General features: G+C 65.1%; 23 protein-coding genes and 1 pseudogene. 8 read left to right on the forward strand and 16 right to left on the reverse strand.

Going from position 1 to position 22,404, the window contains the following annotated elements:
• Positions 1 to 490 precede the first annotated feature (490 nt).
• Together VGV07_RS05085 and VGV07_RS05090 are read right to left on the reverse strand one after the other, a co-directional pair.
• Positions 491 to 883, reverse strand: a complete 393-nt coding sequence (locus VGV07_RS05085) for an acyl-CoA thioesterase (protein WP_326867607.1) — start codon at positions 881 to 883, stop codon at positions 491 to 493.
• Complete coding sequence (locus VGV07_RS05090) at positions 880 to 1,479, reverse strand: thymidine kinase (RefSeq protein ID WP_326867608.1); 600 nt, start codon at positions 1,477 to 1,479, stop codon at positions 880 to 882. The genes VGV07_RS05085 and VGV07_RS05090 overlap by 4 nt, the downstream gene beginning before the upstream one ends.
• Positions 1,480 to 1,807: 328 nt before the next feature.
• Here VGV07_RS05090 and VGV07_RS05095 point away from each other — a divergent pair, with 328 nt between their 5' ends.
• Positions 1,808 to 2,203 (forward strand): DUF2147 domain-containing protein, encoded by a 396-nt coding sequence (locus tag VGV07_RS05095; RefSeq protein WP_326867609.1) that lies wholly within the window; start codon positions 1,808 to 1,810, stop codon positions 2,201 to 2,203.
• A gap of 6 nt (positions 2,204 to 2,209) precedes the next feature.
• On the opposite strand, the gene VGV07_RS05100 is transcribed toward VGV07_RS05095, so the two are convergent.
• Positions 2,210 to 3,112, reverse strand: a complete 903-nt coding sequence (locus VGV07_RS05100) for a DMT family transporter (RefSeq protein WP_326867610.1) — start codon at positions 3,110 to 3,112, stop codon at positions 2,210 to 2,212.
• A 139-nt stretch (positions 3,113 to 3,251) separates the two neighbouring features.
• Here VGV07_RS05100 and VGV07_RS05105 point away from each other — a divergent pair, with 139 nt between their 5' ends.
• Entirely contained in the window at positions 3,252 to 3,596 is a 345-nt protein-coding gene (locus VGV07_RS05105; protein WP_326867611.1) for a nuclear transport factor 2 family protein, read from the forward strand.
• 29 nt (positions 3,597 to 3,625) lie between these two features.
• On the opposite strand, the gene VGV07_RS05110 is transcribed toward VGV07_RS05105, so the two are convergent.
• The 5 genes from VGV07_RS05110 to VGV07_RS05130 all read right to left on the reverse strand — a co-directional run bounded on the left by VGV07_RS05110 (position 3,626) and on the right by VGV07_RS05130 (position 9,323).
• Entirely contained in the window at positions 3,626 to 4,858 is a 1,233-nt protein-coding gene (locus tag VGV07_RS05110; protein WP_326867612.1) for an aminotransferase class V-fold PLP-dependent enzyme, read from the reverse strand.
• Positions 4,859 to 5,106: 248 nt separating this feature from the next.
• On the reverse strand, positions 5,107 to 5,685 hold the full coding sequence (locus VGV07_RS05115) for a Spy/CpxP family protein refolding chaperone (RefSeq protein ID WP_326867613.1): 579 nt from the start codon (positions 5,683 to 5,685) through the stop codon (positions 5,107 to 5,109).
• 659 nt (positions 5,686 to 6,344) lie between these two features.
• Entirely contained in the window at positions 6,345 to 6,773 is a 429-nt protein-coding gene (locus tag VGV07_RS05120; protein WP_326867614.1) for a CBS domain-containing protein, read from the reverse strand.
• Between the two features lie 154 nt (positions 6,774 to 6,927).
• A complete protein-coding gene (locus tag VGV07_RS05125; RefSeq protein WP_326867615.1) occupies positions 6,928 to 8,820 on the reverse strand; it encodes a hypothetical protein in 1,893 nt (630 codons plus the stop codon).
• Positions 8,821 to 8,990: 170 nt separating this feature from the next.
• Positions 8,991 to 9,323: a hypothetical protein gene (locus VGV07_RS05130; protein WP_326867616.1), complete on the reverse strand. Its 333-nt coding sequence runs from the start codon at positions 9,321 to 9,323 to the stop codon at positions 8,991 to 8,993.
• 141 nt (positions 9,324 to 9,464) lie between these two features.
• Between VGV07_RS05130 and VGV07_RS05135 the strand changes: the two genes are divergently transcribed.
• From VGV07_RS05135 to pip, 4 genes are all read left to right on the forward strand, one after another.
• Entirely contained in the window at positions 9,465 to 9,920 is a 456-nt protein-coding gene (locus tag VGV07_RS05135) for a DUF4864 domain-containing protein (protein WP_326867617.1), read from the forward strand.
• A 100-nt stretch (positions 9,921 to 10,020) separates the two neighbouring features.
• Complete coding sequence (locus tag VGV07_RS05140) at positions 10,021 to 10,179, forward strand: hypothetical protein (RefSeq protein ID WP_326867618.1); 159 nt, start codon at positions 10,021 to 10,023, stop codon at positions 10,177 to 10,179.
• Positions 10,180 to 10,249: 70 nt separating this feature from the next.
• Entirely contained in the window at positions 10,250 to 11,452 is a 1,203-nt protein-coding gene (locus tag VGV07_RS05145; RefSeq protein WP_326867619.1) for a pyridoxal phosphate-dependent aminotransferase, read from the forward strand.
• On the forward strand, positions 11,452 to 12,408 hold the full coding sequence (pip, locus tag VGV07_RS05150; RefSeq protein ID WP_326867620.1) for a prolyl aminopeptidase: 957 nt from the start codon (positions 11,452 to 11,454) through the stop codon (positions 12,406 to 12,408). Before VGV07_RS05145 ends, pip begins: the two co-directional genes overlap by 1 nt.
• A 141-nt stretch (positions 12,409 to 12,549) precedes the next feature.
• On the opposite strand, the gene VGV07_RS05155 is transcribed toward pip, so the two are convergent.
• From VGV07_RS05155 to VGV07_RS05170, 4 genes are all read right to left on the reverse strand, one after another.
• On the reverse strand, positions 12,550 to 13,644 hold the full coding sequence (locus tag VGV07_RS05155) for a hypothetical protein (protein ID WP_326867621.1): 1,095 nt from the start codon (positions 13,642 to 13,644) through the stop codon (positions 12,550 to 12,552).
• 374 nt (positions 13,645 to 14,018) lie between these two features.
• Entirely contained in the window at positions 14,019 to 14,867 is an 849-nt protein-coding gene (locus VGV07_RS05160; RefSeq protein WP_326867622.1) for an aldo/keto reductase, read from the reverse strand.
• 1,110 nt (positions 14,868 to 15,977) lie between these two features.
• On the reverse strand, positions 15,978 to 16,964 hold the full coding sequence (locus tag VGV07_RS05165) for a magnesium transporter CorA family protein (protein WP_326867623.1): 987 nt from the start codon (positions 16,962 to 16,964) through the stop codon (positions 15,978 to 15,980).
• 246 nt (positions 16,965 to 17,210) lie between these two features.
• Positions 17,211 to 17,705, reverse strand: coding sequence for a hypothetical protein (locus tag VGV07_RS05170; protein ID WP_326867624.1), 495 nt, complete (start codon positions 17,703 to 17,705; stop codon positions 17,211 to 17,213).
• Positions 17,706 to 17,841: 136 nt separating this feature from the next.
• On the opposite strand from VGV07_RS05170, the pseudogene VGV07_RS27350 reads away from it, so the two are divergent.
• Positions 17,842 to 18,510, forward strand: a pseudogene (locus VGV07_RS27350) (GNAT family N-acetyltransferase).
• Positions 18,511 to 18,681: 171 nt separating this feature from the next.
• Here VGV07_RS27350 and VGV07_RS05180 read toward each other — a convergent pair.
• The 4 genes from VGV07_RS05180 to VGV07_RS05195 all read right to left on the reverse strand — a co-directional run bounded on the left by VGV07_RS05180 (position 18,682) and on the right by VGV07_RS05195 (position 21,910).
• Positions 18,682 to 19,575, reverse strand: a complete 894-nt coding sequence (locus VGV07_RS05180; protein ID WP_326867625.1) for a LysR family transcriptional regulator — start codon at positions 19,573 to 19,575, stop codon at positions 18,682 to 18,684.
• Between the two features lie 3 nt (positions 19,576 to 19,578).
• Positions 19,579 to 20,541 (reverse strand): thioredoxin-disulfide reductase, encoded by a 963-nt coding sequence (gene trxB / locus VGV07_RS05185; protein ID WP_326867626.1) that lies wholly within the window; start codon positions 20,539 to 20,541, stop codon positions 19,579 to 19,581.
• A gap of 144 nt (positions 20,542 to 20,685) precedes the next feature.
• The gene (gene greA / locus VGV07_RS05190; protein WP_326867627.1) at positions 20,686 to 21,159 is read right to left on the reverse strand and encodes a transcription elongation factor GreA; all 474 of its coding nucleotides are present in this window, start codon (positions 21,157 to 21,159) and stop codon (positions 20,686 to 20,688) included.
• Between the two features lie 169 nt (positions 21,160 to 21,328).
• Entirely contained in the window at positions 21,329 to 21,910 is a 582-nt protein-coding gene (locus VGV07_RS05195; protein WP_326867628.1) for a helix-turn-helix domain-containing protein, read from the reverse strand.
• A 71-nt stretch (positions 21,911 to 21,981) separates the two neighbouring features.
• Between VGV07_RS05195 and VGV07_RS05200 the strand changes: the two genes are divergently transcribed.
• Positions 21,982 to 22,395 carry a nuclear transport factor 2 family protein gene (locus VGV07_RS05200; RefSeq protein WP_326867629.1) on the forward strand — a complete coding sequence of 138 codons (414 nt, stop codon included), beginning with the start codon at positions 21,982 to 21,984 and terminating at the stop codon, positions 22,393 to 22,395.
• The last annotated feature ends 9 nt before the right edge of the window (positions 22,396 to 22,404 follow it).

The following is a 22,404-nucleotide window of genomic DNA, read 5'->3' on the forward strand; positions in this document are numbered from 1 at the left end:
ACAAACACCATGGCTCCGAGCACCCCCTCCGAGCTGCGCTAGGTCGCTGACGCTCCCAAGCTGCGCTTGCCTCCCCCGTCGAGGGGGAGGTGGGGATCGAGTCTGGGGCTGGGTCTAGCCGCAAGCACCGGCCGACACCCTCCCCTTGACGGGGAGGGATGGGGAGGGGTGTGCAGCGCGCACGATTTGGCTTGGGTTCTCAGGATGAAAAGCTGAGGCAGCCACGAGCTTCGTGGCTCCGCACACCCCCTCCGAGCTGCGCCAGGTCGCTGACGCTCCCAAGCTTCGCTTGCCTCCCCCGTCGAGGGGGAGGTGGGCATCGAGTTTGGGGCCTGGACGGGGCCAAGGGTCTTGGCGCGGGAAAGGCGCCGCGCGGAATCCCTCGCGCAGCGCCTCCCTCATCGTCCCGGGGAAGAGGCCACCCATCCCGGGACGGATGCCGAGGACCCTGCAGGTTTGGGGCTGAACGGGTGCTGAACGGCGCTGGGGTTCAGCGCGGAATGACGCGCTTCTGGCCGTGCTCGTCGAGGGCGACATAGACGAAGCGGCCCTCGGTGACCTTGACCCGGTCGGCGAGGCGGTTGCGGCGGGCCCAGGCTTCCATGGCGATGGTGATCGAGGTGTTCCCGACCCGCTCGATCGAGGTGTAGACGCAGAGGACATCGCCCACCTTTACCGGCGCGATGAAGGTCATGGCTTCGACCGCGACAGTGGCGACGCGTCCCTGGACGCGCTCGACGGCGCAGATCGAGCCGGCAATGTCCATCTGGCTCAGCACCCAGCCGCCAAAGATGTCGCCAGCCGGATTGGTGTCGGCCGGCATGGCGAGGGTGCGGATGGTGAGCGCGCCCTTGGGCTCGGTGATGGAGGTTTCCGTGGTCATGCGCGGGGTCCTTTCGGCGGCCAGCGGCCGATTTCTTCTTCCCAGTGGCGGCGGCAGAGCGAGACATAGACCGATTTCTCGATCGACACCTGGTTGCCTTCGGTCAGCGCGCCGCCTTCGGTATCGCGGCGCACCACCATGGTGGCCTTGCGACCGCAAAAGCAGATGGTGCGCACTTCGCGCAACTCGTCGGCAACAGCGAGCAGTTCGGAGGAGCCGGGGAACAGCTTGCCCTGGAAATCGGTGCGCAGGCCATAGCACATCACCGGCACATCGAGCCGGTCGGCGACCCGGGCCAGCTGCCAGACCTGGTCGGCAGTGAGGAACTGCGCCTCATCGACGAAGACGCAATCGACCTTCGATTCCTGGATATGGTCGTTGACGCGCTGGAACAGGTCGTCCTCGCCGTTGAACATCTCGGCGTCGGCGGCAATGCCGAGCCGCGAGGTGATGCGGCCGACATCGCCTTCGGCATAGAGCGACGAGGTGAACAGCAGCGTGCGCATGCCGCGCTCGACATAGTTGTAGGATGCCTGGAGCAGCAGGGTCGACTTGCCGGCGTTCATCGCCGAGTAGGAGAAGTAGAGCTTGGCCATTTGCCGTTCATGCCGCAGGCGGAAGACGGCGGCGAGGCCAATCGGTCGCTCTCAACAAAAAATCGGCCGCCTGGCGGGGGCGGCCGACTAGAATGCCGAATTGGGGCTCGGCGCAGGACATACGAGTTGGCGGCGATGTCCTGCTCATAAGGACCGTCCGGTTGCCGATAGTGGCGGGTGCAACCGGGTCTAGGCCGGAACAATGGGGGACGTTCCGGACACCCGCAAGCTATTGACGCGACGTGACAAGCAGATGACGAACAGTTTCATATTGGCGACATTATCGCGCCGTAGCGAAATGCTGCGGGCAGGGCTGCTGGAGAGGCAAATGAAGATCTTCTGGAAGGCTGGATTGGGGTTGGCGATGGCGGCGGCAATGGCTGCGCCGAGCCTCGCGCAGGGCGTCGACGTCACCGGCATGTGGCGGCCGGACAAGAACTCCGACTACGAGATGAGCATGTGCGGCAAGGACAATGCCCAGCTCTGCATCAAGGTGGTGGCGCTGCGCGGCAACATGGATAGCGACAAGAACCGGCCCTACCTCAACACCTACCTGATCGACAAGGCCAAGCCGAGCGGGCAGGGCCGCTGGAAGGGCAAGCTCAGCCTGTTCGGCCAGACCGGCGATGCGACACTGACGCTGAAGGGCGCCAACACCATGAACGTCAAGGCCTGCGCCTATATCGTGGTGTGCCGCGAGATCACCCTGACGCGGGTGCAGTAGTAGCCGTCAGGTCGCCTCAGCATCCCGGCGCTGCCGCAGTGCCGGGACTGCTTCGACGAGGATGATCGCAAACAGGATCAGCGCCGCGCCGGCATAGCCGATGGGCGGCAGGCGCTCGCCCAGCAGCAGCGCGCCACCGAGCGCGGCGAACAGGCTCTCTGCCGACAGCACGATCGCGGCGTTGGCGGCCGGCACATATTGCTGCGCGATGGCCTGCAGCGTGAAGGCGAGGGCCGTCGACATCAGCCCGACATAGAGGATCTGCACCCAGCCGGCGGTGATGTCGGCAAAGTCGGGGGTCTCGAAGCCGAAGGCGAGCACCAGGCAGACGAGACCGACGCTGATGAAGGTGATGGCGGAAAGCACTACCGGAAGGCCGGTGGCGCGGCTCAGCAGCCCCAGCATGAAGACATGGCCGCCCCAGAATACGGCGCTGATCACCACCAGCAAATCGCCGGCGTTGAAACTCTCGAGCCGGCCGCCATTGAGATAGAAGATCCCGATCAGGGCGAGCGGCGCGCCCAGGTAGATGATCGGGTGCGGGCGGGTGCGCAGCACCAGGAAGGCGATCAGCGGGGCGAACAGCACGTAGAGCGCGGTGAGAAAACCCGAATTGGTGACGCTGGTCTGGGCGAGGCCATATTGCTGCAGCACCGAGCCGACGAGGAAGGCGATGCAGAGAATGCCGATCTGCAGCCAGAGGCGCGGGGTGAACTGCGCGGCTGCCGGGGCCCTGCGACGAAGCTCGATGAGCGCGAAGGGCAGCAGCGCGACGCCGCCGAGCAGGAAGCGCGTGCCGCTGAAGGTGAGCGGCCCCATATGCGCCATGGCGGCCTTCTGCGCGACGAAGGCCAGGCCCCAGATCGCGGTGGCAATGAGCAGCAGGAGGACGGCGAGCGGACGGGACATCGGCGCTGTGTAGCCGGAGCCGCGGGCCGGCGTCGAACGGATTTTCTCGATGGGATCGATCAGCCGGCGTGATGGCCGCTTGCCTCGCCATTCAATTTATGACAGCAATGCTGACATAAACTGAGATGGGAGACCGACAATGAACTCTGCCGATCACGCTTTTGCTGAGGAGTGGGTCGCGGCATGGAATGCCAGGGACCTCGACCGCATTCTCAGCCACTACGCCCCCGAGATCGTGTTCCTGTCGCCGTTCGCGCAGAAACGGCTCGGCGATGGCCGGGTGGTGGGCATGGCGGCATTGCGCGAGTATTGGCGCGGTGGCCTGGCAGTGATCCCGGACCTGCACTTCGAACTGGAGGCGGTGCTTTCCGGCCACCAGTGCCTTACCATCCTCTATCGCAACCAGAACCGGCAGCTGGTGGCCGAGACGGTCGAGTTCGATGCGGCAGGCAAGGTGGTGCGCTCGTCGGCCTGTTATGGCTGAGTTCGACTGCGGGCATCAGCGCCGAAGGCCTACTTCAGCTCCGCGTCCAGCGCTTCGATCAGCCGCTGCACCTCGGCGGGCGAGGTGTAGTGGGTGAAGGAGACGCGGAGCACGCCGTGGCCGGGGTTGAGGCCGAGTGCTTCGAGCAGGCGATAGGCGTAGAAATGGCCGCCCGACGCCATCACCTTATGGTGGGCCAGCCGATCGGCGGCTTCGACGGCGAGTTCGGGAAGCGCCAGCGACACGGTCGGGGCGCGTTTGGCCGGATCGGTCGGGCCGATCAACCGCACGTTGTTCTTGGAACGCAGGAACTCCATCAGCGGCGCGAGCAGGATTTCCTCCTGCTGGCGCATCGCGGTGTGCGCCTTGCGGAACGGGTTCGCGCCCTCGACGCGGTCGCCGGCGAGTTCGGCGACGCGCTCGAGATAGTCGGCGACGCCGGCGGTGGCGGCGATCTGCGCGTGATCGGGGCCAGCCGGGACGAGGCGCTTGCGCGGCTGGGTGTCGTTGAAGAAGTGCCCCTGGTTGGGCAGCTCCGACGCCAGCGAGGGGCGGATCGCCATGACGCCCTGGTGCGGGCCATACACCTTGTAGGCCGAGAACAGGTAGATGTCGCAGCCGAGCTCGAGCAGATCGGGCAGGCCGTGCGGCGCGTATGAGACGCCGTCGACCACGGTGATGGCGCCGTAGCTCTTGGCCTTCTGCACGATCTCGTGCACCGGATTGATCTCGCCCACGATGTTGGAGGCGTGCGGAAAGCAGACGGCGCGCACTTTCGAATCGAGCAGCTTGTCGAGCGCCGCCGGGTCGAGATGACCGGTGACCGGATCGACCTGCCACTCGCGGATGACGATGCCGCGATCGGCGAGCCGCCGCCAGGCACCGCCATTGGCCTCGTGGTCCTGGTTGGTAACGACCACGGCGTCGCCGGGCTTCAGCCAGCCGGCGAAGGCGTGGCCCAGCGTGTAGGTGTTGCCGGAGGTGGAGGGGCCGAAATGGATCCAGTCCATGCCGACATTGAGCGCCTGCGCCATGCGGCGATGCGCCAGATCCATGGCGGCGCCGGCTTCGCGAGAGGCAGGGTAGAAGCCGTAGGGCTGCACCTTGGTGGCGCGATAATAGTGGTCGAGCCGGCCGAGCACCTGCTGGCTGGTGTAAGAGCCGCCGGCATTCTCGAAAAAGGCCCAGCCATCGAGGCTCGGCTCACGGAATGCCGGGAACTCGGCGCGGATCAGGTCGGTGTCGAGAGGCAGGGCGGTCATGAGTGGCGCTCGCGGGGAGAGAGGATCGATGGTTAGCGGAGCGATGTGACCGCGGCAATGCAGCGTGTGGATAAGCGGGGGGGTGGGCACGGCGAGGCCGGTGGCTGGGCGGCGGAGTTCACCGGACACCCGCGAGAGCGAAGAAGCCCCGGCGAGAGGGGCGCCGGGGCTTCAGAGGGACGGCGTCGCGGCCGGTCGCGTTGGGGACTAGAGCGCGGGACTACGCTCCGGACCGGCCGGGACTGGGGTCAGCCGTCCAAACCGGGGGCCGCGGGAGCGGCGGGGCGATGGGGCAGTTGCTTGCCCTGATGCTGGAACTTGCCCTGCATATGGCGGTGCGGGGCGAGTTGGCGCTTCTGCGTGTCGGTCAGGCTTTCGTAGAAGCTCCTGAACTGTGGCAGCAGCTCGCTCATCGCGGCAAGGCGGGCTTCATCGAATTTGAGGCGCTGCTCGAGGCGCTGGATCAGGTCCGGGCGCTCGTTTCGGTTAGCAGTCTTGCCGGGGCGCATGGTGTCGCACTGGTCGGCGAAATCGGTCTGCGCGGTCAGCGCAGTGGTACGAAAATCCTCGAACAGCTTTTCCTGGTCTTTGCTCAGGTCGAGCTTGCTGGCCATGCGGTCGAGGCGGCTCTCCAGTCGGTCGGCAGCGCGCGGGTTGCAGGAGAACTCGGCGAAACGGAAGGCGCCACCGGCGGCATCGCGGCGGAACTCAAGGGTGCGGCTGTCATTGCGTGGGCGATCGGGACCGGCGGCGAAAGCCGGGCTCATGGCGGTGAGGCCAAGCGCGGCAACGAGGGCGGCGAGGATGGTGGCGCGGGTCGGGGTCATCGAAGTCTCCCATCGGTGAGTGGCAACGGGGTGAGGATGTGCTGCGTCGGCTTGCCGGGGTGTTGCGGCAAGATGAAATCGCGGCAAGGTTGGAAAGGCAGCTTGGGAAATATCGTGCCCGCCGCCCACCCCCTCCGCTTCGCTCCCAAGCTTCGCTTGCCTCCCCTGTCGAGGGGAGGTGGGGATCGAGTTTGTGGCTGGATCGCCCAAAGCTCACCGGCGGACACCCTCCCCTTGACGGGGAGGGATGGGGTGGGGTGTGCAGGGTGCACGATGGTGCATGGGCCTTCGGATCACGGGGGGGTGATCGCAAGCATCGGGCCCGCCGCCCACCCCCTCCGAGCTGCGCTAGGTCGCTTCGCTCCCAAGCTTCGCTTGCCTCCCCCGTCAAGGGGGAGGTGGGGATCGAGCTTGGGGCTGGATCGTCCAAAGCTCACCGGCGGACACCCTCCCCTTGACGGGGAGGGATGGGTGGGGTGTGCAGGGTGCACGATGGTGTATGGGCCTTCGGACCACATGGGGTAGATCGTAAGCATCGTGCCCGCCGCGCACCCGCTCCGAGCTGCGCTAGGTCGCTTCGCTCCCAAGCTTCGCTTGCCTCCCCGTCAAGGGGGAGGTGGGGCATCGAGCTTGGGGCTGATACCGGCGGCAGGGAGCGGCTACGACGCGATGTATTCTTTCAGCGCGTTGGCTTCCTGTTCAGTCTCTTCGATCTTGCGCTTCACCACGTCGCCGATCGAGACGATGCCGGTGAGCTTGCCGGCCTCGACGATGGGGATATGGCGGATGCGGTGGCGGGTCATGGTTTCCATGAGGTCCGACACGGAGCTGGCCGAGGTGCAGGTGATGACCTTGCTGGTCATGACGTTGCGGACGGGGCCGGCGAGCACCGCGATAGGGTCCTTTTCGAGGTGACGCACCACGTCGCGCTCGCTGAGGATGCCCGCAACCTTGCCCTTGGCGTCGACGACGACCACGGCACCGATCTTCTTGCTGTTCAGGATCCGCACCGCTTCGGAGAGCGGCGCACCGGCTTCCACCGTGAATACGGTGTGGCCCTTGGATTGAAGGATAGTCTCGACTTGCATCGTCAGTCCTCCTCTCAGGCGGCCATAGTGCGCCACAGGTGAGGAGGTGACAAGAGTAAGGGTCGGAGGGTGGAAAAGGGGGCGCCCGAGCGCGGACTCCCCCTCCCAGCCTCCCCCACAAGGGGGGAGGTGCCCGGAGGGTGCAGTGCAGTGACTACTGCGCGGCGGGGGCCTTGAGGTCGCGCTTTTCGTCCTGGGTGGTCGGGGCAGGAGCGTTGACCACGGGGAGTTCGACCGGCTCGCCGCTGGCTTCGGCGACGACGTTGAGCTTTCCGGCCAGCGCCGCCGGGTTGGTCTCGGCGGCAGCGAGGTCGGCGAGACCGATGCCGGCTTCGTCCTTGGCGGTGATGGTGAGCTTCAGATGCGACGCGCCACTGAGGAACGTGCCGAGCTGCTGCGCCGCGGTGAGGGCTTCGGTGGTGTTGCCGAGGAAGGCCAGGGTCATACCCTGCGCCATGCCGGCGACGGCGGTGCGGAACGAAGCCTCGGACTGGCCGGCTTCCTTGGCGCCGGCGGCGAAGGCGAGCGAGCCCATGCCGCGGTCCTCGACCTCGATGGTCACGTCGCGCAGGGTCAGCATCATGGCTGCCATGGTAGCGGCGTCGGTATTGTCGGCAAACAGCGCCTCGGTGGCGTTGCCGAAGGTACCCGAGAGGTTGACACGGCCGAGCGCGCCCAGGTCGATCAGCACGTCATCGACCTTGATGGTGGACGACGCCTTGTCCCAGGCGAGTTTGGTGCCGAGCGAGATATCGAGCTTGTCGACGCCGCGGGCCAAGAGATCGGCGACCGGCAGATCGGTCATCTCGGCGGTGATCGGCAGGATGAAGTTGGCGAGGTTCAACGAAATGTCGGCGGGAATGCCGTTGACATAGTTGCCCAGCGTGGCGTCGAAGGCGCCGAGCGTGCCGGTGATGCGCTTGCCCGAGGATTCCGGATCGGGCACGTCGATCGACAGATTGGCCAGGCTCATGCCGTCGAGCGCCGGAACCAGCTTCCGCCAATTGGTGGTGAAGTAGGCTTCATCGAGCTTGACGGCTGCCTCGATGGCCGCGATGGCGGCGGAGAAATCCATCTTCTTCCAGGTGAAGTTGCCGAACTTCACGAAGCCATCGTTCTCGACCGTCATGTCGAAATCGTCGAGCGAGATCGGCGGATAGATGGCCGGCTCGAAGCCGCCGACGGTGATCGGGCCCGAGGCAACGGTGAGGGGGTTGCCCTTGTCGTCCTTGCCCGCGCAGCTGAAGCCCGTAAAGGTCATCGGCGTCGACGAGAAGGCGGTAAACATATCGGCGTAGAAGCGGACCAGCTTGTCGACGGTTTCGGGCGCCACCTCGGTGCCGGCCTTCTGGGCGGCCTCGGCTTCCATGACGAGGGCGTTGATCTCGGTCATCGACTGTTTGAGCGGGCGGGCGCTGAAGCTGCCGAGTTCGGCGGCGCCGAAATCGCAGTTGACCACGTCGCCGCCCTTGAGGCTGCCGCCGGAAAACTTGAAGTCGGAATAGACCTCTTTCATCTCGGTGCCGGCGGTGGCGGTGCTGGTCAGGCCATAAAAGCCGAGCAGGCCGGCGAGGTCGAAGCGGCTGGTCGACATCTCGCCGAATGTGGCGGTGAGGTTCCCGGGGCCGGTCAGGTCGGCCGAGCCAACATTTGCGCTGGCAGCGACACCATCGGCGATGTTGTTGAGGGCGATGTCGCGATAGGTAATGACGAGGGTGCCGGCGCCTTCGCCCAGGTCGCTGGTCATCCTGAGTTCAGGGATGCTCAGCGAGGTGGCATCGAGGCTGGCCAGCGCATCGAGTGCGCCCGGGGCGCCGGTAAACAGGCCACGCACCGCGCCTTCGTTGATGTTGCCATCAACCACTTCCACCGTGGGGACGGCGATGTCGTACATCGTGCCGGTGGCGCCCTTGATCTCGATGCCGGTGACCGAAAGCGTTTCGGCGGAGGCGCCGGTGAACGCGACACCGGCAAACACGGTGCCGAGCAGGAAGGCGCGCATCGGACGCAGGCGGCGGCCGAGCGGGGCAGAAGCGGTACGGGTCATGTCGGTTTCCTCAGTCGAAAATCATGAGACGCCGCGCCCTCAGTTCACCTTGGGTGAACGAAAGACACGGCGCGGGGGTACGGCCCGAAGCGAGCGTCACCGGCTTCTAAACTAGCCCAACTAACGGGAAGATGAACGGGGGGGCGCGAAACGCGCTGAAATTACGCCGTTCAGCCTTCGCCGTGCCCGGGCTTCCAGGCGGCCAGCGGATTGGACTGGCGGGCCTTGGGCGATTGCAGCCCTTCGCGCAGCGTGGCGCGGACGACTTCGACGAGGATCGCGAGGATGAGGGCGCACAGCGGCACGAACAGCAGCACCACGGCGGTATCGATCTCGCCGCCGCCTACGATGGCACGAGGCGGAATGAGGCCGAGGAGCAGGGCGATGCCGGCTCCGACGAAGGTAAGTGAGAACGAGATGGCAGTCGCCGCACTCAGGGCATTGCGGAACAACGGCAGGCGTAGAGGCGGCCGCTTCGGCCGGGGAAGCTTGGTGGGCGACATGAGGACTCGCTGACTCCGATCACAACGCAGTGATAAGGCCCGCTGAATGCGCGGATGTTTCGTTGCTAAAGGGGTGAAGCGGGTACGATTTGAAGGCCATCGTGTGGCGAAACCCGCCGCTGCCGCTGGGGAGTTGGGATTATGGGATCGTTCGCGACGACATTGAAGCTACTGCTGGCCGTGGTGCTGACGGCATTCCTGATGGTTGGCCCGGGGGCGCGAGCCCAGGATCAGCCTGCCGAGGCGGTGGCGCCCGAGCCGTGGCAAAGCGTGATCGACAGCCAGATCGAAGCCTTCCGGACCAAGGATGCGCCGGCGGCATTCAGCTATGCCGGCGCCGGCTTTCAGGTGAGCTTCCCGAGCGCTGAGGCGTTCTTCAACGCCATCGTCACGGCGGGCTACGCACCGATCATGGAGTCGCGCTCGCATAGCTTCGGCAGGTTCCAGAAGCTCGGCGACAAGGCGGTAGCGCAGGAGGTGAAGTTCGTCGGCAACGACCAGAGCCTCTATGAAGCCATCTACATGCTGGCCGAGGAAGCCAATGGCTGGCGGGTGCAGGGCGTGCAGCTGGCGAAGCAGGCCGGGATGGGGATCTGAGCCTTTCTGAGCGTCGGATGAACAGCGGGATCAGTGCGCGTTCAATGACCTGGAGCGACAACCAGGCATGGTCAGCCCCAAGTTATCCAGGATGTCTGAGTTGAAAGTTCTCGCCATTTCCGCCGTACTCGCCGCGCTGCTCGTCAGCCTGATGCCCGATGGTGAACAGGCGATGGGAAGCGGCAAGGCCAGCGTGCGAGCCGATGGCAACCCGATCGTCCTGCCGGCAAGTGCAAGGGCACCCGCCCGCGCCGTTTGACCAAACGTCCCGGTTGTGCGCGCGAGACTGAAGCCGTAGAGCTTTCCCGCCATCTTACCGGGAGATGATCTTGGCTTTCCTGTCCGACGCCCTCAGCCGCATCCAGCCATCCGCCACGGTCGCCATCAACTCCAAAGCCGTCGAAATGAAGCGGCAGGGCGAGGACGTGATCTCGCTGGCCGCGGGCGAACCCGATTTCGATACGCCCGAGCATGTGCGCGAGGCGGCGATCCGGGCGATCAACTCGGGCAAGACCCGCTACACTGCGGTCGACGGCATCCCCGAGCTCAAGGAAGCGGTGGCGGCGAAGTTCAAGCGCGACAATGGGCTCGACGTCACGGCCGCCGATTGCTTTGTCTCGTCCGGCGGCAAGCAGATCATCTTCAACGCGTTGATGGCGACGCTGAACCCCGGCGACGAGGTGGTGATCCCGGTGCCGTACTGGGTGAGCTACCCGGAGATCGTGCGGCTTTGCGATGCCGATCCGGTGTTCGCGGTTGCCGACGCTTCGACCGGCTTCAAGCTCAAGCCCGAGGTGCTGGAAGCGGCGATCACGCCGAAGACCAAATGGCTGATCCTCAATACGCCGTCCAACCCGACCGGTGCCGCCTATACGCGCGACGAATTGCGCGGACTGGCCGATGTGCTGCTGCGCCACCCGCAGGTGCACATCCTCACCGACGATATCTACGAGGTGCTGGTCTATGACGGCGGCAGTTTCGCCACCATTGCGGGGGTGGAGCCGCAGTTGCAGGCACGGACGCTGACCATGAATGGCGTGTCGAAGTCGCACGCCATGACCGGCTGGCGCATCGGCTATTGCACCGGGCCGCGGCCGCTGCTCGCCGCAATGAACAAGCTGCAAAGCCAATCGACCACCAATCCCTCCTCGATCTCGCAATGGGCGGCAGTGGAAGCGCTGAACGGCCCGCAGGAGTTCCTGACTGGCTGGCGTGACGTGTTCCAGGGGCGGCGCGACCTGGTGGTCGCCGGCCTCAACGCCAATACCGGGCTCGACTGCCTGACGCCCGAAGGGGCGTTCTATGTCTTCCCGTCGGTCAAACGTCTGCTCGGCAAAACCTCGGGCGGCGGCCGGGCGCTGACTGACGATGCGGCGTTCGTCCTGGCGCTGCTCGAAGAGACCGGCGTTGCCCTGGTGCACGGCACGGCGTTCGGTCTCGCCGGGCATATGCGGCTCAGCTACGCGGCATCGAACGCCCAGCTCGAAGATGCAGTGAGCCGGATCCAGGATTTCTGCGCCAAGGTGAGCTGATGACATACCCGATCACCGAGCCGGTCGCGAGCGGCTGGCTCGCGGTCGGGGATGGCAATGCGCTCTACTGGGAAGAGGCAGGCAACCCCGATGGGGTGCCGGCGCTGATCCTCCATGGCGGACCGGGTTCCGGGTTTGCCCCGTGGATGCGGGGCTTTTTTGACCCGGCGCGGTACCGCATCATCGGCTTCGACCAGCGCGGTTGCGGCCGCAGCACGCCGCACGCCGCGGACGAAGGCGTGGATTTCTCGGTCATCACCACCGCCCATATGGTCGCCGATATCGAACGGCTGAGGGCACATTTCGGCGTCGACAAATGGGTGATCTATGGCGGCTCGTGGGGCACTACGCTCGGGCTCGCTTATGCCGAGGCCCATCCCGGGCACGTCGCGGCAATGGTGTTCGGCGGGGTGACGACGACGCGGCGGCGCGAGATCGACTGGCTCTATCGCGGCATGGCGCCGCTCTATCCCGTGGAGTGGGAGCGGTTCGTCGCCGGCGCGCCTGAGGGGACGCCGGAGGATGGGCTGGTCGCGGCGTATAACGACCTGCTGTTCGATGCCGATCCAACGGTGCGCGACAAGGCGGCGCGGGATTTTCACGACTGGGACAATGCGGCGGTATCGGTCACCGCCCAGGTCGGCCGCGCGTCGGATGGGGCAGATCCCCGGCGGATGCTGGCCCGTAGCCGGATCGTTACGCATGTGTTCCGCCACGCGGGATGGATGGAAGAGGGGCAAATCCTCGCCAATGCCCACCGGCTGCGGGGAATTCCGGGCGTGCTGGTACAGGGTCGGCTCGATCTGCAAGGGCCGTTGGTGACGGCGTGGGAACTGGCGCGGGCCTGGCCCGATGCGAAGCTCGTGGTGATCGACGGGGCAGGGCACTCGGCTGGCGATGCCGGAATGCCGGAGGCGATCACGGCGGCGCTGGATGGGTTTGCTGGGGCTCACTGATAGAGACGGCCCCCTCCCATCCTCCCCCATGATGGGGGAGGTGCCTTGCCGGTGCATTTGGCACGATCGAAGACAGAGCCTCAAGTCTTCACCTCCCCCTTTATGGGGGAGGCCGGGAGGGGGCCGTCTGCTTCAGCCGGCTCACAGGTAATCTATCAAGCTCATCGACCCGCCGCCGTCGCCACCAAATGCAGAGGACCCGGTGGCTTGGCTGAGCAGCGAGCCCAGCTTGCTGGCGGTCTGGTAGTTCGACACCGCCGCGGCGTAGAGGTTTTCCGACCAGCCGGCGGCGGCGCGCTCTTCGCTGCTCATGGCGCCATAGAGCGAGATGACGTTCTGGGCGAAGCCGGCGGCATTACCGGTCCCGGCGGATTTGAGGCCCTGCAGCAACGCGGCGCCGGAGCGCGAGCGCATCTCCATCGAGGCGGAGCGGACTTCGCTCGGCGAGAACTTGCCGTTGGAGTTGAGCGCCACCGAGGCGAGCGAGCGGCTATCGAACTCGGAATAGTCGGGGTTCGAACTGCCGGTCGATTTGTACTGCGCATCGAGTGTGGTGCGGGCGTCGCCGGCGACATCCTTGATGTCGCGCGGCTGGCCGGTCTCGCCGCCGGCAAGGCGCTCCATATAGGCGTTGACCGGGTCGTTGGGTACGGCGCCGGGCAGGGTCGAGGGCTTGGCTTCGATGAGCTTCAGCATTTCCTCGAGCGCGGCGCGCTGGTCGGCATAGGCGGCCGAAGCCTTCTCCTCGGGACCCATGGCATCGAAATAGGCGAGGGCGGCGACATAGAGACCTTTGACGCTGCCGGTGACGCGGCCGACCGCAGTGGGGCCGGCCATCGCCTGGTCGAAGCGGTTCATGAGTTCGATCGCCGCGGCCTTCTGCTCGTCAGCGGTAAACAGCTGGCTGGCGTTGGTGCTCATGGCATAGAGCTCGCGCCGGTCGACCTTGCTGAGATCGAGGGCGAGTTTGCCGTCCTTCAGTGGGCTGGTGAGCTTGGCGTCGCCGAGCAGTTTATCAAGGGTGGCGCGGGCCTCCGTCGTGACGGAAGCGAAGTCTTTGATGGTGGTGAGTGCGGCCTTGGCTGCATCGGACAGGGTGACGTTGGTGGCGCCGGATTCGCTCGAACTCGTCGCCGGTGGATTGGTCAGTGCCTGCTGCTGGGCCTTCTGCGCGTTGGCGATGATTTGCGCGTAGGTCAGTGAACTGGTGGAAGTCGCGGTGCCGACGCTGCTCATGGGTGCCTCCGGGCGGTCGCGGATCACCATGCAGGCGGCGTGCCAGTGTGGAGGGCGGGGAATCCGGGGCGTTTGGGTGGAGAGAAGCGGTCGGGCGGCAGGAAGTGCCGGGCAAGAATGGCCGTGGGAGGCGCTGACTTGTCCCCCACGCTCGACGTCACCCCGGCGACGGCCGGGGCCCATCCTGCGGTCGTTCTGTGGGCCACGGTCCTTTCACCGCTGCATGTCGTGCCGGTTATCCGGTCAGCGAGGTGACCACGGACCGCAACTCACCCGAAGCATCTCAGGATGGCCCCGGCCTTCGCCGGGGTGACACCGTGGTTGGGGCAAGTTGGTGCCCTCCACCAGTTCCGAAAACCCAAGACTACAAGAGCTCAGATCACCTCCAGCGCCTGCTTGCGGCGCGGCGGTGGGAACGCTGCGTCCAACGCCGTGAGTTCGGCTACATCAAGCGTCAGCTCCGCCGCAGCGCGGTTCTCGGCGACGTGGTCGAGGCCGGTGGCCTTGGGAATGGCGATGACGCCGGGTCGGGCCAGCACGAAGGCCAGCGCCACCTGGGCGGCATTGACGCCACGGGCGTTGGCGATGCGCTGCAGTTCGGGGTGGCGCAGCATACGGTTGTCGTTGCCGAGCGGCGAATAGGCCATGATCGGCATCGCATGCCTGGCGGACCAGCCGAGCAGGTCATATTCGATGCCGCGGGCCGTGAGGTTGTAGAGCACCTGGTTGGTGGCGCAGGCCTCGCCGCCCGGCACGGCGAACAACTCCTCCATATCGTCGACATCGAAGTTGGAAACACCCCAGGCGCCGATGGCGCCGGAGCGCTTGAGGGTCTCGAAGGCGTCGACCGTCTCGGCGAGCGGGTGCCGGCCACGCCAGTGCAGCAGATAGAGCTCGATATGGTCGGTGCCGAGCCGCTTCAGGCTGCGCTCGCAGGCGGCAATGGTGCCGCTGCGGCTGGCATTGTACGGCAGCACCTTGCTGACCAGTTGCACCTGGCTGCGGCGGCCCTCGATTGCTTCGGCAACCACCAGTTCGGCGCCGCCATCGCCGTACATCTCCGCGGTATCGATCAGCGTCATGCCGACCTCGATGCCGCGGCGCAGCGCCGCCACCTCGTCGGCGTGGCGGCGGCGATCCTCGCCCATGCGCCAGGTGCCCTGGCCGAGGGCGGGCACGGACGTGCCGGAGGCAAGCAGAACGGTGGGAAGCGTCGTGGTCATCGGCTCAATCTCGCTTGGTGCCCACCCTAGCGTTCTCGGAGCTTGAGGCAACCCGCCGATCTCTCCAATCCGCTCGGTGTCATCCCCGCGAAAGCGGGGACCTGCGTTTGCAATGGTGCCGAAGGCAAGAGAACCGAGGTTCCCGCTTTCGCGGGATTGAGCCTTCGCTGTGATGACAGCCGGTGTGAATGGCTAGGCAGCGGGCGATCTCGCCCATCGCTCGAAAAGAGAAAGGCTCCGCTCGAGGGGATGAGCGGAGCCTTCAAAGGCCGGCTCGCCGAAGCGGGCGACCCATCGAAGCGCAGCCAGGGAGGAGGAGCGGCTGCAATTCGTTGAGATGACTATCGGGGAGACGGCGAAACGGAACAATCGACAAGTCGGAACGTCAGCCATGCGCCAGGCGCGAGGCGAGAGGGACTGAAAGATCAGCCAAAGCAAAAAAAGAGGCCCCATCCGAAGATGGGGCCCAATGAAAAGGACCGAAGTCCAAATCGAAAGTGGTGGCAAATGGACGAGGGAGGAGGATACGCCATTTGCCGATGGTCCTAAGTCGAGGGAGGAGGATACGACTTCGGACCGGTGTCGCAGAGCAGGACCGAGGGAGGAGGATACGGTGCGGCTCACATCGACAGTCACAATATGCACTTTGACCGTTTGGTCCACAATGCGGAGTTCCACATGCCAGCTATGCAGTTTGTGCAGGTAAAGGTCAGCCATACTGCCGTGACGCTCGCGTCAACCGACTGCCGTTTTGGCGGTTGGTCTCGGCGTTGCGCGGGGCAGAAAAAGCAAGGCCCCGCTCGAGGGGAGAGCGGGGCCGAGTAGCAGCCGTTGCCAGCTGCAGGGAGGAACAAACAACGAGCGCGAGGAGGAGGAGGGAGATGCGCTCAGCTGCTGTCGAGCGGGGATATATGGCGGGAGTGCTGACCCATCAACCGAAGAGTATCGAATGAGTGGCATGCGCTTTTTGCATGGCTGTTAAGTCGATGAGTTTGCTCGTGTATTGCGGTTCTCGGCGTGCGTCGTGGCGTCGCACGCCGATGTGAACACAGCGCCAAGTGCTTGATTGTGACGGTTTTTTGTCAGAATCGGCGAACGAATCCGGATGACTCAGAGCCAGCCGCTGCGTTTGAAGAACAGGTAGGGTACCGCAGCGGACAGAACCATGAGCCCCAGCGCAAATGGATAGCCCAAAGGCCAGCTTAATTCGGGCATGAACTCGAAGTTCATGCCGTAGATCGAGGCGACGAGAGTGGGCGGCAGGAACACTACGGCGGCCACCGAGAAGATTTTGATGATCTGGTTCTGCTCGAGGTTGATCAGCCCGAGCGTCGCATCGAGCAGGAAGGTGATCTTGTCGGAGAGGAACGCCGCGTGATCGCTGAGCGCCGCAGCGTCGCGCTGCAGCACCTTGATCTCCTGCTTGCGGTCGCGCGCCGATTTCTGGTTCTCGGTGCTGCTCGACTGGTGAAAGCTGACCAGCCGGCTGATCGAGACGAGACTTTCGCGCGCCAGGGTAAGAACATCGCCCTTCTTGCCGATGCGCTCGATCAGCGACTGCAGGTCGCGGGTCTTGCGGGTGGGCTTGGTGGATTTGTTGCCGAAGACCTCGCGGGAAATCTGGTCGATGCCGTCTCCGGTATTCTCGAGCAGTTGCGCCAGGCGGTCGATGAAGGATTCGAGCAGGCCGATCATGACGCGCTCGCCGCCGATCTCACCCGTAGTGGGTCGGGAGACGAGCCGCTCGTAGAGCCGGAACGGCTTTGGATCGGCGTAGCGCACCGTGACCAGTTGGTCGTTGCGCAATACGAAGGTGATCGGCGTTTTGACCACCTGGTCCGCTTCATCCTCGATCAACGCGGTAATGGTCATGAACTCGGCGCCTGCCTCGCTGTAGAGGCGGGCAGAGGGCTCGATGTCCTGCATCTCGCGGCGCGTAGGAATGTCGATGCCGAGGCAGGCCTCGACGAACTTGTCCTCTTCGCGCGTCGGGTCGGTGAGTGAGTACCAGACCGCGCCGGCCAGTTGAGTGCCCGCGGCAGCATCGAAATCGGTGGGGACGAGGCGGTCGCCTTCGCGGATATAGGCACGCAGCATAGCGGGGCTCCAATAGATAGCCGGGCCGGCGCGCCCGGCCCACCCGCTGGTCGCGAGGTCTAGGAAGAGTTCCAAAACTCTTCCTGATCTCGCGTTGGGAGCCTAGAGCGCCGGCAAGATCGAAGATCGACTTCGACTGTCGGGGTTCATTTTCAGTCCTTGATGAAAGTCCTGGCGCAAGCGCCCGGAACTGAGCCGAAATGCGCCTTTGCGCGCAGGGCGTCAAGGATGAAACGATGCGTGGCTTTAGTTGGCGAAGGCTGAGACCAGCACCTGACGCAGATCACCCTCGGTGGCGTAGCCAAGGTTCTCGATGCGCCAGAGCGGTTCGGGGAGGTCCGGTTGCGCCACGAGGATCAGTTGCAGATGATCGGTGAAGTTCGCGTCGGGATAGTCGGCAAAGCCATAGGCGATATCAACCACCGCACGGTCGGCTTCGAGAGTCACTGCGCCGGCCTTGCACTCGGTCGCATAGTCGGGGAAGGCCTGCCACGGGATGCCATCACCCAGCGGCGGCTTCTCGTCGGGATGCGCCTGCTGGATGGCAGCGTTCTTCGCCTCGGCTTCGGCGATCGCTGCGCCGAGTTCGGTCGTCAGCAACCCCTGAACCGGCGCCATGTCGTTACCGAGCCGCGCGATGCAGAAGATTTCGCCGATCTGTTCGGGGCTGATGGTGACCATCTGAGCCAGGGACGGGGTGGCGACAAGACAAAGTGCGGCTGCGGCGACGAAGCAATGCATGAGGTTCCCCGAGATTTCGCCTGTTCTAGCCGAGGCGACTGAATTGCCGATGAACGCCGGGAGTTGGGAAGTCGCGAGCAGGATGGTAGAGGCGAGGCGCGACATCCGAAGGACTATTGGAATGACCAACTTCTCCATGCTCGACGATCCGGCGTGGCACGCCCTGACCACCGACCATGCGGCGCTGGGGCAGCGCAACGGCGCAGCGGCGCGCTATCGGGCCGAGCTGTCGCCGATCGGCGGCCTCGCGCGCTACGACGCCGATGCGTTCGCCGAGTTGCGACCATTGGTCGGCCCGGAGGAGGCGGTGGGGCTGGTCTCGGCGACGCCATATGAGCTGCCCTCGGATTGGGAGCTGCTGCAGGCGGTGCCGGTGTTCCAGATGGTCTGCGAAGCGCCGCCGCCACCGCCCGATATCGTGCCGGTGCAACTGACGGCGGCTGATGCCGAAGAAGCGTTGGAGCTGGCGACGGCGACGGAGCCCGGGCCGTTTCGTGCCGGCACGCTCGGCATGGGGCGGTACTTCGGGCTGCGCGCGGAGGATGGGCGGCTGATGGCGATGACCGGCGAGCGGATGCGGCTGGGGCAGCTGACCGAGGTGAGCGCCGTCTGCACCTGGCCGGAGTTCAGGGGCAGGGGGCTGGCCAAGGCGTTGGTGTCCTAGGTGTCGGCGCTGATCGCGGCGGAGGGGCGAGTGCCGTTCCTGCATGTGAAAACCGAGAACAGCGCGGCTATCGCGCTCTATCAGAAGCTCGGGTTTGGCGTGCGCAAGGAGCTGACGTTTACGGTGGTGCGGCCGCGCTGAGGGGCGGCGGCGTATCGGCTCGCAAGCCGGTGCGAACCTACCGCCACCCCTGTCCCCTCCCACCAAGAATGGGGAGGGAGACCAAAACACTGACGCCCGTGGAAGCGTCTCCCTCCCACTTCTTCAGGGGTGGGGGGCAGCAAATACCAGCGCTTGCAGTAGGCCAGATCGCTAGAACGACCACTCTCGCGCCTTGCCGACGAGGAAGTCGCGGAAGACGCCGACGCGCTTGGAATTCTTCAGCGCCGGGGGGTAGACGAAATAGGCCTCGTAGGCCGGCAGCTCGATGCCTTCGAGCACGCGGCGGAGGTTGGTTTCACCCTCGGTAACGTAGTCGGGCAGCATGGCGATGCCGATGCCGGCGCGGGCGGCCTGCATCATGCCGTAGATGGCGTTGACCTTCATCGAGGCGCGGCGCGGCGAGGAATCGGGGCGGCCAAGGCGCTCGAGATAGTTGATGTCGCCGAGATATGAGGGGACCGGCTCGCCAAACGAGATGATGCGGTGGCTGTCGAGATCCTCGACCGCCTGTGGCTCGCCGAACTCCTTGAGGTATTGCTCGGAGGCATAGAAATGGTTGTGCACCGTGAACAGCTTGCGCTGGATCATTTCGGACTGGTTTGGCCGGTGCAGGCGGATGGCGACGTCGGCCTCGCGCATGGCGAGATCGAGCTCGGCGTCGTTGAGCTTAATCTCGATCTGGATTTCCGGATAAAGGATCAGGAACTCGTGAATGCGGGACGATAGCCAGGTCGAGCCGATACCCACCGTGGTGGTGACGAGCAAGGGGCCGGTCGGCACCTCCTGGCTCTCGGACATCTGGGTCTCGACCTGCTGCAGTTCCCAGTGCATGCGGTGCGCCGTGCGGAACAGCTGCTCGCCCACCTCGGTGAGCACCAGGCCGCGCGCGTGGCGGATGAAGAGCTTCAGCCCCAGATCCTCCTCAAGCGCCGAAATCTGCCGCGATACGGCAGACTGGCTCATGTTGAGCTTTTCAGCGGCGTGGGTGAACGACCCGGATTCGGCGGCGGTGTGGAAGATGCGGAGCTTGTCCCAATCCAGCATCGGCTATTCCGCCGCTTCTGCGAGCTCGAGCGATGCCAGATATTCCTCCGCGTCGAGTGCCGCCATGCAGCCCATGCCGGCCGCGGTCACCGCCTGCCGGTAGATGTCGTCGGTGACGTCGCCGGCGGCGAACACCCCGGGGATGTTGGTGGCGGTGCTGCCCGGCTGCACTTCCAGGTAGCCGCCCGGCTTCATGTCGAGCTTGCCGGCGAAGATCGAGGTGGCCGGCGAGTGGCCGATGGCGATGAACACGCCGTCGACGCTCTTCTCGGTGACATGCCCGGTCTTGGTGTCACGGATCTTCACGCCCTGCACCGAGCGCGGCATATTCTGGCCGTAGACTTCCTCGATCTCGGCGTTCCAGATCACCTCGACCTTGGGGTTCTTGAACAGGCGCTGCTGCAGGATGCGCTCGGCGCGGAACTCGCCGCGGCGGTGAACGACGGTGACCTTGGAGGCAAAATTGGTGAGGAACAACGCCTCCTCGACCGCGGTGTTGCCACCGCCGACGACGATCACTTCCTTGCCGCGATAAAAGAAGCCATCGCAGGTGGCGCAGGCGGAGACGCCGAAGCCCTGGAACTTCTCCTCGGATTCGAGACCGAGCCAACGGGCCTGGGCGCCGGTGGCGACGATCACGGCGTCGGCGGTATAGCGGGTGCCGCCATCGCCGATCAGTACAAACGGGCGCTTGTCGAAGTCCACCTCGACGATGATGTCGTTGATCATCTTGGTGCCGACATGCTCAGCCTGCGCCTTCATCTGCTCCATGAGCCAGGGGCCCTGGATGACGTCGGCGAAGCCGGGATAGTTCTCGACATCGGTGGTGATGGTGAGCTGACCGCCCGGCTGAATGCCGGAGATCATGACCGGCTCGAGCATAGCGCGCGCCGCATAGATGGCCGCCGTGTAGCCGGCAGGACCCGATCCGATGATGACGACTTTGGCGTGCACCTTACGCTCCACTTACTCTGAGACTTAAGCCCTACGCCAAAATAGGAGGTTCGGCGCGCACCTTTCAAGGGTACGACCATCGCCCGGAGCCGATGGAGCGCGCGGACTCACCGAAAAGTCACAGCCAGCGGGCGCGGCAAAACGCCCGCGCGCGGTTCAGACGAACTTCACGTCGAGGATTTCGTAGGTCTTGGCGCCGCCGGGCGCTGCCACTTCAACCGAATCGCCGGCTTCCTTGCCGATCATGGCGCGGGCGATGGGCGACGAGATCGAGATGCGGCCCTTCGACAGGTCGGCCTCGGCATCGCCGACGATCTGGTACTGCTTTTCGGCTTCGGTATCCTCGTCGACCAGCTTCACCGTGGCGCCGAACTTGATGGTCGAGCCGGTGAGCTTGGTGATGTCGATGATATCAGCCAGCGCCAGCAGCGATTCGAGTTCCTTGATGCGGCCCTCGTTGAGGCTCTGCTGCTCCTTGGCGGCATGGTACTCGGCATTTTCGCTGAGGTCGCCATGGGCGCGCGCTTCGGCGATGTCGGCAATAATCCTGGGTCGATCCTCGGACGTACGGCGGCGATATTCCTCCGACAGGGTCTTGTGACCGCTCGGTGTCATCGGAATTTTGTCCATGGCCGTCTCCAACTCAAAGAAAGGCTCCCCTGCCAAAGTCATTCGGCGTCGTCAGCATGCTGACCTGAGGGGGAGCGTCTATGTAAACTGCCTTCGGCGAAGGCTTCGGTCAAGCCGCGCGTATCCCGGCTGTGGCGACCGGTGCATATCGTTGCGGATAGGCTTGGGGTCAAGGGGCGCGGATCGCATTCCAGGCTGCATCGGCGAGGGCGAGTTCAGCGCCCGGCGGCGCCCTGTCGCCGGCCAGGCGGAGAAAGTCATAGGCGGGACCCAGCATCAGGGCATGGGCCAGCGGCCAGGGCAGGTCGCGGACCTCGCCGCGGGCAACGAATAGGGCATAGCGGGCGCGGGCGGCCTCGTTGCCACGGGCCAATAGGCCGGCGACCGGCGCGAGGCTGGCATCAGCCGTGGCGAGCCCGCGCACCTCATCGAGAAAGCGTAGCGCTGCCGGGTTGGCGAGGCCCCATCGCACCAGCCCGCTCACCGACGCCTTGATCGCGGTCTCGGCGGCGGCGTCAGGATCCACGGCCACGCCGGAGCGTCCTGACCAGCCGCCGATGGCACGCTCGACCAGCGCCAGCGCCAGGGCGCCCTTGTTGTCGAAGAAGTGGTAGATGCTGCCTGTGGAGGCACCGCTCTCCCGACGGATATCGGCGATACTCGTCGCCAGGTACCCCTGTTCGAGGAAGCAGGCGAGAGCGGCATCGAGGATTTCGGAACGACGGTCGGCACTGGGAGATGAAGAGCTCATGCAAGAGCCATAGACGAATCTAGAACGATGTTCTAGTGATGTGACTAGAACGGCGTTCCAGAGGTTGCGCGATGGGTATGGAAAGTGAAGCTGCCAGCGTAGTGCGGGAGTATATCGGCGCGATCGAGCGCTTCGACGTCGGCGCGGTGAGGCGGCTGCTGCATCCAGACGTGGTGCAGATCGAGCGGCCCAACAAACTCTACGCCAAGGGACAGGAGCGAGGCTACGCGGAGATGCTGCGCGACCTGCCACGCGGCGCGAACGTGCTGCGCCGGCAGAGCTATCCGATCGCGGCCATGCATGAGGCCGGCGACACGGTGATCGTGGAGACGCGTTGGGAAGGCATCGTCAACGTGCCGATCGGATCCCTGCAGCCGGGCGACGCGATGGTGGCCCACATCTGCATGCTGATCACGCTCAAGGAAGGGCAGGTGATCCGGCAGGTGAACTACGACTGCTACGACGACTTTTCGGGAGCCGCATGAAGGGTGGCC

It is taken from the genome of Devosia sp., from assembly GCF_035944845.1.
Classification (GTDB): domain Bacteria; phylum Pseudomonadota; class Alphaproteobacteria; order Rhizobiales; family Devosiaceae; genus Devosia_A.

Excerpts from the sequence above, each read along its gene's own strand:
- VGV07_RS05160 (WP_326867622.1), bottom strand. The coding sequence starts at position 14,867 with ATGACCACGACGCTTCCCACCGTTCTGCTTGCCTCCGGCACGTCCGTG.
- VGV07_RS05115 (WP_326867613.1), bottom strand. The coding sequence starts at position 5,685 with ATGACCCCGACCCGCGCCACCATCCTCGCCGCCCTCGTTGCCGCGCTT.
- VGV07_RS05120 (WP_326867614.1), bottom strand. The coding sequence starts at position 6,773 with ATGCAAGTCGAGACTATCCTTCAATCCAAGGGCCACACCGTATTCACG.
- VGV07_RS05195 (WP_326867628.1), bottom strand. The coding sequence starts at position 21,910 with ATGAGCTCTTCATCTCCCAGTGCCGACCGTCGTTCCGAAATCCTCGAT.
- VGV07_RS05105 (WP_326867611.1), top strand. The coding sequence starts at position 3,252 with ATGAACTCTGCCGATCACGCTTTTGCTGAGGAGTGGGTCGCGGCATGG.
- VGV07_RS05100 (WP_326867610.1), bottom strand. The coding sequence starts at position 3,112 with ATGTCCCGTCCGCTCGCCGTCCTCCTGCTGCTCATTGCCACCGCGATC.
- VGV07_RS05095 (WP_326867609.1), top strand. The coding sequence starts at position 1,808 with ATGAAGATCTTCTGGAAGGCTGGATTGGGGTTGGCGATGGCGGCGGCA.
- VGV07_RS05085 (WP_326867607.1), bottom strand. The coding sequence starts at position 883 with ATGACCACGGAAACCTCCATCACCGAGCCCAAGGGCGCGCTCACCATC.
- VGV07_RS05125 (WP_326867615.1), bottom strand. The coding sequence starts at position 8,820 with ATGACCCGTACCGCTTCTGCCCCGCTCGGCCGCCGCCTGCGTCCGATG.
- VGV07_RS05180 (WP_326867625.1), bottom strand. The coding sequence starts at position 19,575 with ATGCTGGATTGGGACAAGCTCCGCATCTTCCACACCGCCGCCGAATCC.
- VGV07_RS05200 (WP_326867629.1), top strand. The coding sequence starts at position 21,982 with ATGGGTATGGAAAGTGAAGCTGCCAGCGTAGTGCGGGAGTATATCGGC.
- pip (WP_326867620.1), top strand. The coding sequence starts at position 11,452 with ATGACATACCCGATCACCGAGCCGGTCGCGAGCGGCTGGCTCGCGGTC.
- VGV07_RS05170 (WP_326867624.1), bottom strand. The coding sequence starts at position 17,705 with ATGCATTGCTTCGTCGCCGCAGCCGCACTTTGTCTTGTCGCCACCCCG.
- VGV07_RS05165 (WP_326867623.1), bottom strand. The coding sequence starts at position 16,964 with ATGCTGCGTGCCTATATCCGCGAAGGCGACCGCCTCGTCCCCACCGAT.
- VGV07_RS05110 (WP_326867612.1), bottom strand. The coding sequence starts at position 4,858 with ATGACCGCCCTGCCTCTCGACACCGACCTGATCCGCGCCGAGTTCCCG.
- VGV07_RS05135 (WP_326867617.1), top strand. The coding sequence starts at position 9,465 with ATGGGATCGTTCGCGACGACATTGAAGCTACTGCTGGCCGTGGTGCTG.
- VGV07_RS05130 (WP_326867616.1), bottom strand. The coding sequence starts at position 9,323 with ATGTCGCCCACCAAGCTTCCCCGGCCGAAGCGGCCGCCTCTACGCCTG.
- VGV07_RS05155 (WP_326867621.1), bottom strand. The coding sequence starts at position 13,644 with ATGAGCAGCGTCGGCACCGCGACTTCCACCAGTTCACTGACCTACGCG.
- greA (WP_326867627.1), bottom strand. The coding sequence starts at position 21,159 with ATGGACAAAATTCCGATGACACCGAGCGGTCACAAGACCCTGTCGGAG.
- VGV07_RS05090 (WP_326867608.1), bottom strand. The coding sequence starts at position 1,479 with ATGGCCAAGCTCTACTTCTCCTACTCGGCGATGAACGCCGGCAAGTCG.